This is a genomic window from Streptomyces asoensis, from assembly GCF_013085465.1.
GTDB lineage: Bacteria > Actinomycetota > Actinomycetes > Streptomycetales > Streptomycetaceae > Streptomyces > Streptomyces cacaoi_A.
This window is the reverse complement of sequence record NZ_CP049838.1, coordinates 590,115-604,258: the sequence shown is the minus strand read 5'-3', so window position 1 is coordinate 604,258 and position 14,144 is coordinate 590,115. Positions and strand designations below refer to the sequence as shown.

Genomic DNA, 14,144 nt, shown 5'->3' with positions numbered 1-14,144 from the left:
ACGTTTCCCGAGGAGTGCCCTGTGACCTCGACCAGTCTGCCGGACAGCCTGATCGCCACCCTCCCCGGCTCCTCCTACACGGATCCGGCGATCTTCGCCCAGGAGCAGGAGCGCATATTCGAGACCATGTGGTTCTGTGTCGCGCGCTCCTCGGAGCTGGCGAAGCCCGGTGCCTTTCGCACCGTCGACGTGGGCCGCGAGAGCATCCTCGTCACCCGCGCGCGTGACAACGCCGTTCGTGCCTACTTCAACGTGTGCCGGCATCGCGGAGCCAAGCTCTGCACCGAGGAGGCCGGCGAGGTCAAGCGGGCCTTCCAATGCCCGTACCACGCCTGGACGTACGACCTGAACGGCAAGCTCGTCGCGGCGCCCAACCTCACCAAGATGCCCGACGTCGGGCGTACCGAGTACGGTCTGGTCGCCGTGGCGGTGCGCGAATGGCTCGGCTATGTCTGGGTGTGCCTCGCGGAGGACCCGCCGTCCTTCGAGGAGGCCGTCATCGGCGATGTCGTCGCCCGCCTCGGCGACGTGGAGTCGATCGAGCGCTACGACATCGACAACCTCTCGGTCGGCAGGCGGATCGTCTACGACGTGAAGGCGAACTGGAAGCTCATCATCGAGAACTTCATGGAGTGCTACCACTGCGCCACGATCCACCCCGAACTCACCGAGGTGCTCCCCGAGTTCGCCGACGGATACGCCGCGCAGTACTACGTCGGGCACGGCGCCGAGTTCGGCGAGGAGGTGCAGGGGTTCACCGTCGACGGTTCCGAGGGACTGGACCGCATCCCCGGGGTCGCGGAGGACCAGGACCGCCGCTACTACGCGATCACCGTCAGGCCGCAGGTCTTCGTCAACCTCGTCCCCGACCATGTCATCTTCCACCGGATGTACCCGGTGGCCGTCGACCGCACGATCGTCGAGTGCGACTGGCTCTACCTCCCGCATGTCGTCGAGAGCGGCAAAGACGTCAGCCGGTCCGTGGAACTCTTCGACCGGGTCAACCGGCAGGACTTCGACGCATGCGAGCGCACCCAGCCCGGGATGAGCTCCCGTATGTACGCCAAGGGCGGGGTGCTGGTACCCAGCGAGCACCACATCGGCGCCTTCCACGACTGGGTGAACGAGCGCCTGGGCGGCGGCCCGCGGTAGTCGGGCCGGTCAGCCCAGGTAGCCCATCCGGTGGCTGATCTCCTGGGCGCCCTTGAGGAGCACCGGTGAGAGCTCGTGCAGGCGCTCCTCGGTGAAGCGGTACGCGGGCCCCGAGGCGCTCAGCGCCGCGATGACCTCTCCGTCACGGTTGCGGACCGGTGCGGCCATGGCGTGCAGGCCGACCTCGAGCTCCTCCAGGGTCCAGGCGTAACCGCGCTCCCGGGCCTCGGCGAGGTTCTTCTCGATCTTGGTCTTGGCGGTGATGGTGTGCGGGGTGACCTTCTTCATCCCGGCCTCGGCCAGCAGCGCGGCGCGTTCCTTGGCAGGGAGGTGGGCCAGCAGGATCTTGCCGCTGGAGGTGGCGTGCAACGGGGTCAGCTCGCCGACCCAGTTGTGCGCGGTGACCGCGCCGGGGCCGCGCACCTCGTAGAGGTTGATCGCGTAGTGCTCCTGCATGACGGCGATGTTGACCGTCTCGCCGATCTCCTCGGCGAGACGCTCACACACGGGGCGGCCCTGCTGGGTGATGTCGATGCGGCCGGTCACCGCACCGGCCAGGCGTACGATCCCGAAGCCGAGACGGTATTTGCCGCGCTCGCCCGCCTGCTCCACCAGGCCGCGCGTCTCCAGGGCGCCGAGCAGACGAAACGCGGTGGACTTGTGCACGTCGATCTCGGCGGCCACCTCACTGACGCCCGCCTCGCCGCGTTGGGCGAGAATCTCGAGGACGCTGATGGCGCGGTCGACCGACTGCACTCCGCCGGCCTGCGAACTTGTCGTTTCGGTGTCTTGGCTGTGGTTGCTCACGACACAACTATACGCGCAGTAAACAACACGACTGCAAGCAACGAAGCCGAAACAAAGACCTTGCAAGTTGCGTCGTTCGCAACCTGGTGCGCATGACGCTACCGGTATTAGCATGCCTCGCGTATCTACGGCGCGAGCGAGACGAGGCACCATGGCTCCCCTGCAATACGACTTCGTCATCGTCGGCGGCGGTTCGGCCGGCAGCGCACTGGCGAACAGACTCTCCGCGGACCCGGCGAACCGGGTGCTGGTACTGGAGGCCGGCCGTTCCGACTACCCGTGGGATGTCTTCATCCATATGCCCGCGGCGCTGACCTACCCGATCGGCAGCCGGTTCTACGACTGGAAGTACGAGTCCGAGCCCGAGCCCCACATGGGGGGCCGGCGCGTCTACCACGCGCGCGGCAAGGTGCTGGGCGGTTCCAGCAGCATCAACGGCATGATCTTCCAGCGCGGCAACCCGATGGACTACGAGCGCTGGGCGGCCGACCCCGGCATGGAGACCTGGGACTACGCGCACTGTCTGCCGTACTTCCGGCGCATGGAGAACTGTCTCGCCGCCGACCCGGACGACGAGTTCCGCGGCCACGACGGCCCCCTCGTCCTCGAGCGCGGTCCCGCGACCAACCCGCTCTTCGGCGCCTTCCTCAAGGCCACCCAGGAAGCGGGCTACGCACCCACCGACGACGTCAACGGCTTCCGGCAGGAAGGGTTCGCCAAGTTCGACCGCAACGTCCACCGCGGACGTCGCCTGTCGGCTTCGAAGGCGTACCTCAAGCCCGTCAGGAAGCGGCCCAACCTCACGGTCAGGACCCGCGCCCTCGTCACGCGGGTGCTCTTCGAGGGCAAGCGGGCCGTCGGCGTCGAGTACCGGCGCGGCAGGGGCGCACCCCAGCAGGTCCGCGCCGCGGAAGTCATTCTCTGCGGCGGTGCGATCAACTCCCCGCAGCTGCTCCAGCTCTCCGGCGTCGGCAACGCTCAGGAGCTGGGCGCCCTCGGCATCGACGTCGTCCACGACCTTCCGGGCGTCGGCGAGAACATGCAGGACCACCTGGAGGTGTACGTCCAGTACGCCTGTAAGCAACCGGTCTCCATGCAGCCGTACATGGCCAAGTGGCGCGCCCCCTTCATCGGGCTCCAGTGGCTCTTCCGCAAGGGGCCCGCCGCGACCAACCACTTCGAGGCCGGCGGCTTCGCCCGCAGCAACGAGGACGTGGACTACCCCAACCTGATGTTCCACTTCCTGCCGATCGCGGTCCGCTACGACGGCTCCTCGCCGGCCGGCGGCCACGGCTACCAGGTGCACGTGGGCCCCATGTACTCCGACGCCATCGGCTCGGTGAAGATCAAGAGCAAGGACCCGCGCGAGCACCCGGCGCTGCGCTTCAACTACCTCTCCACCGAGCAGGACCGCCGCGAATGGGTCGAGGCGATCCGGGTGGCCCGCAAGCTCCTCGACCAGCCCGCGCTCGCCCCCTACAACGACGGGGAGATCTCGCCCGGCCGGAAGGTGGCGACGGACGAGGAGATCCTCGCCTGGGTCGCGAAGGAGGGCGAGACCGCCCTGCACCCGTCCTGTACGTGCAAGATGGGCACCGACGAGATGTCCGTCGTCGACCCCACCAGCATGCGGGTGCACGGCGTGGAGGGGCTGCGCGTGGTGGACGCCTCGGTGATGCCGTACGTCACCAACGGCAACATCTACGCGCCGGTGATGATGATCGCCGAGAAGGCCGCCGACCTGATCCTGGGCAAGGAGCCGCAGGCGCCGTCGAAGGCTGTGTACTACCGTCACCGCGACGCTCAGCAGCAGGCCGGGTAGACGTTGGCCGGTTCAGGGCTGAGGGCGCTGCTGGACAGCGTCCGCTACGAGGTGCTTCCCGCGAAGGCGACCGAGGACAAAGTCCTCGCCCATGTCCCGCGCGAGGTCGTCGTCACCGTGACGGCGTCGCCGGTCAAGGGCCTGGAGCCGACCCTCGACCTCGCCACCCGGCTCGCGCTGCACGGTTACCGCGTCGTCCCGCATGTGCCCGCGCGGCTGCTGCGGGACGAGGTGCACCTGAAGGAGGTCGCCGACCGGCTGCGCGAGGCGGGCGTGGACGACGTCTTCGTCCCGGCGGGCGACGCCGACCCGCCGGCCGGGGCCTACGACGGGTCGCTGCCGGTGCTGCGCAGGCTGAGCGAACTGGGCAGGCCCTTCGCTCACGTCGGCATCGCCGGCTATCCCGAGAGCCATCCGCTCATCCACGACGACATCACCGTTCAGGCCATGTGGGACAAGCGCGAGCACGCCACGTACATCGTGAGCAACCTCTGCTTCGACCCACGGGTGCTGGAGGACTGGGTCGTCCGGATCCGGCGCAGGGACATCACGCTGCCCGTCCACCTGGGCGTCGCGGGGCCGGTACAACGGGCGAAGCTGCTGTCCATGGCGGCGAAGATCGGGGTGGGGGAGTCGACCCGATTCCTGACCAAGCACGCCTCGTGGTTCCTGCGGTTCGCGACACCCGGCGGGTACTCACCCGACAGGCTGCTGGCGCGCACGGAGAAGGCGCTCACCGCGCCGTCGGCGGGCGTGGCCGGGCTGCACCTGTTCACGTTCAACCAGATCGCGGAGACGGAACGGTGGCGCTGCGCCGTGCGGGAGCGGCTCGGCGGCTGAGGTGGGCTCAGCGGACCTTGCCGGGGGCTGTGCCCCAGGACCTCCCTTCGGCCCTGAACGGGCCTCGACCTCAAGCGCCGGACGGGCTGAATCACCTGTGCGGCGCTTGTATACAGAACAGACGAGGGGCGGGGCCGGACTTCCGACCCCGCCCCGGTGTCGCACCGCTCAGCGGAAGACCACCGTGCGGTTGCCGTACACCATGACGCGGCTCTCGCTGTGCCACTTGACCGCGTGCGCGAGCACCTGTGCCTCCACGTCCCGGCCGACCGTGACCAGGTCCCCGGGGTCGAGGGAGTGGTCCACCCTGACCACGTCCTGCTCGATGATCTGCCCCTCGTCCAGGTCCGGGGTCACATAGTGGGCCGTCGCGCCGACGAGCTTCACGCCACGGTCGTAGGCCTGGTCGTAGGGTCGCGCGCCCTTGAAGCTGGGGAGGAAGGAGTGGTGGATGTTGATGGCGTGACCCTCGAGCTGCTTGCAGAGGTCGTCGGAGAGGATCTGCATGTAGCGGGCCAGCACCACCAGGTCGACGTCCAGCTCCCTCACCAGCTCCAGCAGGCGCGCCTCGGCCTCGGCCTTGGTGTCCTTGGTGACGGGTATGTGGTGGAAGGGGATGCCGTACGTCTCCGCCAGGCCCTCGAAGTCCCGGTGGTTGGAGACGATCGCCGGGATCTCGATGTTGAGTGCGCCGGTGCGTTGGCGGAACAGCAGATCGTTGAGGCAGTGACCGAACCTGGACACCATGATCAGCGTCCGGGTCGGCGTCGACGCCTCGCTCAGGGTCCAGGAGATGCGATACGCCTCGGCGACGGGACCGAATCGGTAACGCAGTGTTTTCACATTCGCGTCCGGGTCGGAAACGTCGAAGTGAACCCTCATGAAGAAACGGCCCTGGAGCCGATCATCGAACTGCTGGCTTTCCAGGATGTTGCCCGAGTTCCTGACGAGGAAGCCGCTCACGGCGTGGACCAGGCCGGCGCTGTCGGGACAGGAGAGGGTGAGGACGTACTCACGACCGGGCTGCGGACGAGGGTACTTAGGGGACACAGCGACCTCCGTCGGTGCGTATTGCACAACATGGTGAGCGATACGCAACATGGTCGACTCGACTCCGCTTTCGGTCAAGGGCGGCCGCATAAGTACCCGCATGGCGAAATCGTCATCCGCCAACCCCTTGACGCAGGTCTGTGGCGTTCGTCAAGGTGTTTCACCACAAGCAATTGAATGCATGATGCGCAACGCATTTCGGCTGAAGGGCATTGGCGCGTGGCAGACCTGTATGTGGGTGGGGAATGGCGGGACCCGTCGGCCGGTGGGCGCCGGGAGATCCGCTGCCCCGCTGACGGCTCCCTCACCGCGACCGTCTCGGAAGGGACGCGTCCCGACACCGAGGCGGCGATCGCCGCCGCCCGCCGCGCCTTCGACGAGGGGCCCTGGCCGCACACCTCCGAGCGGGAGCGCGGCGCGGTGCTGCTGCGCACCGCCGACATCGTCGAGCGCGATGCCAAGGAGTTCGCCCGCGCGGAGTCGCTGGACACCGGCAAACGGCTGGTGGAGAGCGAGTACGACATCGCCGACGTCGTCTCCTGCTTCCGCTACTACGGTGGGATCGGCGGCACCGACGCCGGCCGTGTGATCGACACCGGCCGAGACGACGCCGTCAGCCGCGTCGTCCACGAGCCGATCGGCGTGTGTGGGCTGATCACCCCCTGGAACTACCCGCTGCTCCAGGCGAGTTGGAAGGTCGCCCCGGCCCTCCTCGCCGGCAACACGATCGTCCTCAAGCCCAGTGAGCTCACTCCCTCCACCTCGATCCTGCTGATGAAGGCGCTGGCGGAGGCCGGACTCCCGGCCGGCGCCGCCAACCTCGTCCTGGGCGCCGGGCCCGAGGTCGGCGCCCCGCTCTCCGAGGACCCCGCCGTGGACATGGTCTCCTTCACCGGCGGCCTGGAGACCGGCAAACGGATCATGGCCACCGCCGCGGCGACCGTGAAGAAGGTGGCGCTGGAACTCGGGGGCAAGAACCCCAACGTGATCTTCGCCGACGCCGACTTCGAGACGGCCGTGGACTTCGCCCTCACGGCCGTCTTTCTGCATTCCGGGCAGGTCTGCTCGGCCGGCGCGCGGCTGATCGTGGAGGACTCGCTGCACGACCGGCTCGTCGACGAGGTCGTCCGGCGCGCCCGGGAGATCCGCCTCGGCGGGCCCTTCGACCCCGAGGCCGAGACCGGAGCGCTGATCTCCGCGCAGCACCGGGAGAAGGTCGAGGCGTATGTCGCGGCGGGCCTCGCCGAGGGCGCCGTGCTGCGCTGCGGCGGTGAACGGCCCGACGACCCCGCCCTCGCCGACGGCTTCTACTACCCCCCGACCGTCCTCGACGAGTGCCGGCAGGACATGCGCGTCGTGCACGAGGAGTCCTTCGGGCCGGTGCTCACCGTCGAGCGCTTCACCGACGAGGACGACGCCGTGCGGATCGCCAACGACACCGAGTACGGACTCGCCGGGGCCGTGTGGACGCAGGACGCCGGCAAGGCCCAGCGGGTGGCCCGGCGGCTGCGTCACGGCACGGTGTGGATCAACGACTACCACCCCTACGTGCCGCAAGCGGAATGGGGTGGCTTCGGGCATTCGGGCGTGGGCCGGGAGCTGGGACCGACCGGCCTGGACGAGTACCGAGAGCCCAAACACATCTGGCAGAACATCCAACCCCGGCCGCAACACTGGTTCCGCGGCTGAACGCCGAAGAGAGGTCGATCATGACCCCAACACAGACCGAGGTGCCGCAGCGGCGCGGCGCGCCCGAGGATTCGGACGGTACTCCGGTCATATCCGTGCGCCGGCTGTGGAAGGTGTTCGGGCCGAAGGCCGACCAGGTGCCGGACTCGGAGGAGCTGTGCGGCCTCACCCGCCGCGAGCTCATGGACCGTACCGGCTGCACCGCCGCCGTACGCGACGTGAACTTCGACGTCCGCAAGGGCGAGGTGTTCGTCGTCATGGGTCTGTCCGGTTCGGGCAAGTCCACGCTGGTGCGATGTCTGACCCGGCTGATCGAACCCACCGCCGGCGAGCTCGTCTTCGAGGGCGAGGACATCCGCGAAGCGGACGCCAGACGCCTGCGCGACCTGCGGCGCCGCAAGTTCTCCATGGTCTTCCAGCACTTCGGGCTGCTGCCGCACCGCCGGGTCGTCGACAACGTGGCCTTCGGCCTGGAGATCCGCGGCATGAGCCGGGCCGAACGCGGCAAGCGGGCCCTGGAGGTCGTCGAACTGGTCGGCCTCTCGGGGTACGAGAACTCCTACCCCGACCAGCTCTCCGGCGGTATGCAGCAACGCGTCGGCCTCGCCCGGGCGTTGGCCGGCAACCCGGACGTGCTCTTCTTCGACGAGCCCTTCTCGGCGCTCGACCCGATGATCCGCCGTGACATGCAGAACGAGGTCATCCGGCTGCACCACGAGGTCGGCAAGACGATGGTGTTCATCACCCACGACCTCTCCGAGGCGCTCAAGCTGGGCGACCGCATCCTGATCATGCGCGACGGCAAGATGGTCCAGTGCGGCACCGGCGACGAGCTGGTGGGCGCCCCGGCCGACGACTACGTACGCGAGTTCGTCAAGGACGTGCCGCGCGGCGATGTCCTCACCCTCCGGTGGATCATGCGCCCGGCGGAGCCCGACGACGCTCTGGACGGTCCCGAGCTGGGCCCGGACGTCGTGGTGAAGGAGGCCACCCGGGCGGTACTGGCCGCGGACAAGCCGGTCAAGGTCGTGGAGGACGGCAAGCTGCTCGGCATCGTCGGTGACGAGGAGATCCTCGCGGTGGTCGCCGGGCACGAAGGCGGGGCGTGATGGCCGTCGCCCTGGAGAAGTCCGCGCCCCTGGCCGGCGTCCGCAAGGTCGGCCGGCGCACGGTGGTGGCCGCGATCCTGGTGGCCTGGCTGCTCCTCTTCGTCGTCCTCCGCGGAAGGCAGACCCTGACCCTGGCGGCGGCGGACCTCACCGACCTGCACCGGTGGTTCAACGACGTCAACGACTCGATCGGCGCGGACCGCAACTCCAACCCGCTGTTCCTCTACTTCTTCAACGAGATCCGCCTGGTCATCGACAACCTGGTGACCTTCATCCAGCACCTGATCTCACAGCCCTCCGCCGGCCGCCCCCTTCCGCAGATCGGATGGCTCGGCGTCGTCGGCATCGTGGGCTACGTCTCCTGGGCCGTGGGCAACTGGCGGGTCGCCCTGCTGGCCGTGGCGGGCTTCACCTTCCTGGGCTTGCAGGGGCTGTGGCAGGAGAGCATGGACACCCTGTCGCTCACGCTCTCCGCGGTCTTCGTGGCGCTGCTGTTCGCGATCCCGCTGGGGGTGTGGGCGGGGCTGTCGGACCGGGTCAACCGGATCGTGACGCCCTTTCTGGACTTCATGCAGACGATGCCGACCTTCGTCTACCTCGCCCCGCTGACCCTGTTCTTCCTGATCGGAGGGGCCTCCGCCACGATCGCCACCGTGATCTACGCGGCACCGCCCGCGATCCGCATCACGGCGCACGCCATCCGTTCCGTGCCGGAGACCACCGTCGAGGCCGCCGAATCGCTGGGCGCGACCCGACGGCAGGCCCTGCTGAAGGTCCTGCTGCCCATGTCCAAGCGGACCGTGGTGATGGGCGTCAATCAGTCGATCATGGCCGCCCTGGCCATGGTGACCATCGCCGCGCTGATCGACGCGCCCGGCCTCGGCAAGACCGTCGTCCAGGCACTCCAGTCGCTCGACGTGGGAACGGCCTTCAACGCGGGGCTCGCCATCGTCGTCATGGCGATCGTCCTCGACCGGGTCACCACCGCGGCCAGCGCCCGCGCGGAGACGGCCCGGCGTTCGAAGAACCGCTTCCTCACATGGCGGCGGCCGCTGCTGGGTGCGGGCGCGGCGGTCACGGCGGTCCTCGTCTATCTGTCGCACACCTATCTGTGGGCGGCGGAGTTCCCCGGCGACGGCGGCATCGGCAGCTCCATCGCGAGCGCGGCGGACACCGCGACCAGTTGGGCGCAGGACAACCTGTCGGGCCTCACCAACGCCTTCCGCGACGGCATCACCAACGGCCTGCTCAACCCGTTCCAGTCGCTGCTCACCGACTCCCCGTGGTGGCTCGTCTGCGCGGTGCTGATCGCGCTGGGCGCGGTGCTCGGCGGCTGGCGGGCCGGTGTCACCACGTCCGTCTGCCTGGTCCTGCTGGTCGGCACCGGCCTGTGGTCGGACGCCATGACGACGCTGGCGTCGACCCTCGTGGCGACGGTGCTGGTCATGCTGCTCGGCATGGTCCTCGGGGTGTGGATGGGGCGCAGCCCGCTCGTGGACCGGCTGCTGCGGCCCACCCTGGACGCGGCGCAGGTCATGCCGCCGTTCGTCTATCTCGTGCCGTTCCTGGCGTTGTTCGGCGCGACCCGCTTCACGGCCATCGTCGCCGCGATCGTCTACGCGGCGCCGGTCGCCATCAAGATCATCGCTGACGGGGTGCGGGCCGTGCCCGAAACCACCGTCGAGGCGGCCACGTCCGCCGGGTGCAACACCTGGCAGATCATCACCAAGGTTCAACTGCCGATGTCACGCAGTGCCCTGACGCTCGCGACCAACCAGGGCCTGATCTACGTGCTGTCGATGGTTGTTGTGGGCGGCCTGGTAGGAGCGGGCGCCCTCGGCTACGACGTCGTGGCCGGCTTCTCACAGGGGCAGCTGTACGGGAAGGGACTCGCGGCGGGACTCGCCATCGTCCTTCTCGGAGTCATGTTCGACCGGATCACCCAGGCAGCGGCGCGACGCGCGAGCTCATAAGGAGCACCAGCATGGCAACACAAGTACGACAGAGAACCGGCGTGGCCGGCATAGCCGTCGTGACTGTCATCGGGCTGACCCTCACCGCCTGCGGCGGCGCGAAGGTCGGTGACGACTCCGCGGATTCGGGCAGCTCGGGCAAGTGCGGCACCTTCAACCTCGCCGTCAACCCGTGGGTGGGCTACGAGGCGGACGCGGCGGTCGTCGCCTACGTCGCACAGCACGACCTCGGCTGTACGGTCAACAAGAAGGACCTGAAGGAGGAGATCGCCTGGCAGGGCTTCGGGACGGGCGAGGTCGACGCCGTCCTGGAGAACTGGGGCCACGACGATCTGAAGAAGAAGTACATCACCGACCAGAAGACCGCCGTGGCGGCCGGCTCGACCGGCAACAAGGGCATCATCGGCTGGTACGTGCCGCCGTGGCTGGCCAAGGCGCACCCGGACATCACCGACTGGAAGAACCTCAACAAGTACGCGGCCGAGTTCAAGACCTCCGAGTCCGGCGGCAAGGGCCAGCTGCTGGACGGCGACCCGTCGTACGTCACCAACGACGAGGCGCTGGTGAAGAACCTGAAGCTGGACTTCAAGGTGGTGTACGCGGGCAGCGAGACCGCGCTCATCCAGTCCTTCCGCAAGGCGGAGAAGAACAAGGAATGGGTGATCGGCTACTTCTACGAGCCGCAGTGGTTCCTGTCCGAGGTGCCGTTGGTCAAGGTTGATCTGCCCGCCTACACGACGGGGTGCGACGCCGATGCGGCGAAGATCGCCTGCGACTATCCCGTCTACGACCTCGACAAGATCGTCAGCGCCAAGTTCGCCAAGTCCGGCAGCCCGGCCTACGACCTGGTGAAGAGCTTCAACTGGACGAACGACGACCAGAACACCGTGGCCAAGTACATCGCGGTGGACAAGCTGTCGCCGGACGCGGCGGCCAAGAAGTGGGTGGAGGCCAACCGCGCCAAGGTCGACGCCTGGATCAAGTAACCCACGTCGGCAGGACGGTCCGAGATGCCCGGCGGGCGGTGTGCACCTGTGTGCGCCGCCCGCCGGGCATTGCCGCGTTTCGGGCTGTTTCCCGACGTCACCGGACCTCTTGACACCCCCTGTCCGCGGCAGGCACATTGAGTTGCGCAACCTGAACCATGTTGCGCAGAAAGCAACTCGACTGGTTTTCGATCCGGAGGTGCGGCGATGGCGGGACCCCGAGTGGTGATCATCGGAGCGGGCGTCGTGGGAGCGGCACTCGCGGACGAGATCTCCGCGCGCGGCTGGACCGAAGTGACCGTGGTCGACCAGGGCCCGCTCCCCGCGACCGGGGGCTCCACGTCGCACGCCCCGGGCCTGGTCTTCCAGACGAACTCCTCCAAGACCATGACCGAGCTGGCCCGCTACACCGTCGAGAAGTTCTGCTCCCTCGACGTCGACGGCAAGCCCTGCTTCCTCCAGGTCGGCGGCCTCGAAGTGGCCACCACCCCCGAACGCCTCGCGGAACTGCACCGCCGCCACGGCTGGATCACCGCCTGGGGCATCGAGGCGCGCCTGCTGAGCGCTGACGAGTGCGTCGAGCAGCACCCGCTGGTCAACCCGGACCGGGTCCTCGGCGGCCTCCTCATCCCGACCGACGGGATAGCCAAGGCCGTCCTCGCCGTCGAGGCGCAGATCCGCCGGGCCACCGAGCGCGGCGTCACCTTCCTGGCCCGCCACGAAGTACTGGACGTACAGCGGAGCGAGGGCCGGGTGACCGGTGTCCTCACCGACCGCGGTGAGATCGCGGCCGACATCGTCGTGTGCTGCGCCGGCATCTGGGGCCCGAGGATCGCCCGCATGGTCGGCATGAACCTCCCGCTGACCCCGCTCGCCCACCAGCTCGCCTGGACCGGCCCGGTGCCGGCGCTTGCGGGCCAGATGGAGGAGGCGGTGCGGCCGATCCTGCGCCACCAGGACGCCGACCTCTACTACCGCGACCGCTTCGACGGCATCGGCATCGGCTACTACGGCCACCGCCCGATGCCCGTCTCGGCCGACGACATCCTCTCCGTCGACGAGGCCGACGACATGCCGTCGGTCCTGAAGTTCACCGAGGACGACTTCGCCGACGCCTGGACCGAGACCCGGTCCCTGCTCCCCGCGACCCAGGAGGCCAAGGTCGAGGAGGGCATCAACGGCCTGTTCTCCTTCACCACCGACAACTTCCCGCTGCTGGGCGAGTCCCCGGACGTCAAGGGCTTCTGGGTGGCCGAGGCGGTCTGGGTCACGCACTCGGCGGGCGTCGGCCGGGCCATGGCCGAATGGCTGGTCGACGGCTTCTGCTCGTCCTTCGACCTGCACGAGTGCGACGTCAACCGCTTCGAGCCGCACCAGCTGTCCCCGGAGTACGTCCTGGCCCGCGACTGCCGCAACTTCGTCGAGGTCTACGACATCCTCCACCCCCTCCAGCCGTCCGGTGACCCGCGTCCGATCCGCACGAGCCCCTTCCACGCCCGCCAGCAGGAGTACGGCGCGTTCTTCCTGGAGGCGAACGGCTGGGAGCGCCCGCAGTGGTACGAGGCCAACGCGGGGCTGGTCGAGGGCCGTAACATCCCCACCCCCAACGACTGGGCCGCGCAGTACTGGTCGCCCGTCGTCGGCGCCGAGGCACAGGCCACCCGCGAGACGGTCGCGATGTACGACATGACGGCCCTCAAGCGGCTCGAGGTCAGCGGCCGGGGTGCCGCGGACTTCCTGGAGGGGCTGACCACCGGGAAGGTCGCCAAGTCGGTCGGTTCGGTGACGTACACCCTGCTCCTCGACCACGACGGCGGCATCCGCAGCGACGTCACCGTGGCCCGCCTCGGCCGCGACCTCTTTCAGGTCGGCGCCAACGGCAACCTCGACCTCGACTGGTTCACCCGCCACCTCCCGGCCGACGGCACGGTCCAGGTCCGCGACATCACCCCGGGCACGTGCTGCATCGGCCTGTGGGGCCCACTGGCCCGCAAGGTCCTCCAGCCGCTGACGGACGAGGACTTCTCGGGCGACGGCCTGAAGTACTTCCGCGCCAAGCGCGCCTACATCGGCTCGGTACCGGTCACGGCGATGCGGCTGTCGTACGTCGGTGAGCTCGGCTGGGAGCTCTACACCACCGCCGACCAGGGCCTGAAACTGTGGGACACCCTGTGGCGGGCGGCGAAGCCGCTCGGCGGTGTCATCGCCGGCCGCGGAGCCTTCAACAGCCTCCGCCTGGAGAAGGGTTACCGCTCCTTCGGTACCGACATGACCTTCGAGCACGACCCCTACGAGGCCGGCGTCGGCTTCGCCGTCAAGCTCGACAAGGGCGACTTCCTCGGCAAGGCCGCCCTGGAGCGCCGCAAGGAAGACGTCCGGCGCAAGCTGACCTGTCTGACCATCGACGACCCGCGGTCGGTCGTCCTGGGCAAGGAGCCGGTCTACGACGGCGACCGCGCGGTCGGCTACGTCACCAGCGCCGCCTACGGCTACACGATCGGCAAGGGCATCGCCTACGCCTGGCTCCCCGCGGAACTCGCCGTCCCCGGAACGGCGGTCCACATCGGCTACTTCGACCAACGGGTCGAGGCGGTCGTGGCCGAGGAGCCGTTGTTCGACCCGACGATGTCCCGCCTCCGTGGCTGAGCGATTCACCGGGGGTGCCGCGATGGGTCGTCATTCGTCTGCGGGTGCGCTGTGTCCGGTCGCGCAGTTC

10 protein-coding genes are annotated in these 14,144 nt (G+C 68.7%); 8 read left to right on the top strand and 2 right to left on the bottom strand.

What is annotated here, in order from left to right; genetic code table 11:
• Positions 1-21: 21 nt before the first annotated feature.
• Entirely contained in the window at positions 22-1,152 is a 1,131-nt protein-coding gene (locus tag G9272_RS02845) for an aromatic ring-hydroxylating oxygenase subunit alpha (protein WP_171395034.1), read from the top strand.
• A 9-nt stretch (positions 1,153-1,161) separates the two neighbouring features.
• Here G9272_RS02845 and G9272_RS02840 read toward each other — a convergent pair whose 3' ends face one another.
• Positions 1,162-1,908 (bottom strand): IclR family transcriptional regulator, encoded by a 747-nt coding sequence (locus tag G9272_RS02840; RefSeq protein ID WP_171401807.1) that lies wholly within the window; start codon positions 1,906-1,908, stop codon positions 1,162-1,164.
• A gap of 202 nt (positions 1,909-2,110) precedes the next feature.
• Between G9272_RS02840 and betA the strand changes: the two genes are divergently transcribed.
• The gene (betA, locus tag G9272_RS02835) at positions 2,111-3,781 is read left to right on the top strand and encodes a choline dehydrogenase (protein ID WP_171395033.1); all 1,671 of its coding nucleotides are present in this window, start codon (positions 2,111-2,113) and stop codon (positions 3,779-3,781) included.
• 3 nt (positions 3,782-3,784) lie between these two features.
• Positions 3,785-4,621: a 5,10-methylenetetrahydrofolate reductase gene (locus tag G9272_RS02830; RefSeq protein WP_171395032.1), complete on the top strand. Its 837-nt coding sequence runs from the start codon at positions 3,785-3,787 to the stop codon at positions 4,619-4,621.
• A gap of 168 nt (positions 4,622-4,789) precedes the next feature.
• On the opposite strand, the gene purU is transcribed toward G9272_RS02830, so the two are convergent.
• Positions 4,790-5,671 (bottom strand): formyltetrahydrofolate deformylase, encoded by an 882-nt coding sequence (gene purU / locus G9272_RS02825; RefSeq protein ID WP_171395031.1) that lies wholly within the window; start codon positions 5,669-5,671, stop codon positions 4,790-4,792.
• 219 nt (positions 5,672-5,890) lie between these two features.
• Between purU and G9272_RS02820 the strand changes: the two genes are divergently transcribed.
• The 5 genes from G9272_RS02820 to G9272_RS02800 all read left to right on the top strand — a co-directional run bounded on the left by G9272_RS02820 (position 5,891) and on the right by G9272_RS02800 (position 14,074).
• On the top strand, positions 5,891-7,360 hold the full coding sequence (locus G9272_RS02820) for an aldehyde dehydrogenase family protein (RefSeq protein WP_171395030.1): 1,470 nt from the start codon (positions 5,891-5,893) through the stop codon (positions 7,358-7,360).
• Between the two features lie 20 nt (positions 7,361-7,380).
• The gene (locus tag G9272_RS02815) at positions 7,381-8,469 is read left to right on the top strand and encodes a quaternary amine ABC transporter ATP-binding protein (protein WP_171395029.1); all 1,089 of its coding nucleotides are present in this window, start codon (positions 7,381-7,383) and stop codon (positions 8,467-8,469) included.
• Positions 8,469-10,442 carry an ABC transporter permease gene (locus G9272_RS02810; protein WP_171395028.1) on the top strand — a complete coding sequence of 658 codons (1,974 nt, stop codon included), beginning with the start codon at positions 8,469-8,471 and terminating at the stop codon, positions 10,440-10,442. Before G9272_RS02815 ends, G9272_RS02810 begins: the two co-directional genes overlap by 1 nt.
• Before the next feature lie 11 nt (positions 10,443-10,453).
• Positions 10,454-11,428: an ABC transporter substrate-binding protein gene (locus G9272_RS02805; protein ID WP_171395027.1), complete on the top strand. Its 975-nt coding sequence runs from the start codon at positions 10,454-10,456 to the stop codon at positions 11,426-11,428.
• Positions 11,429-11,635: 207 nt separating this feature from the next.
• Positions 11,636-14,074, top strand: a complete 2,439-nt coding sequence (locus G9272_RS02800; protein WP_171395026.1) for a GcvT family protein — start codon at positions 11,636-11,638, stop codon at positions 14,072-14,074.
• Positions 14,075-14,144 lie beyond the last annotated feature (70 nt).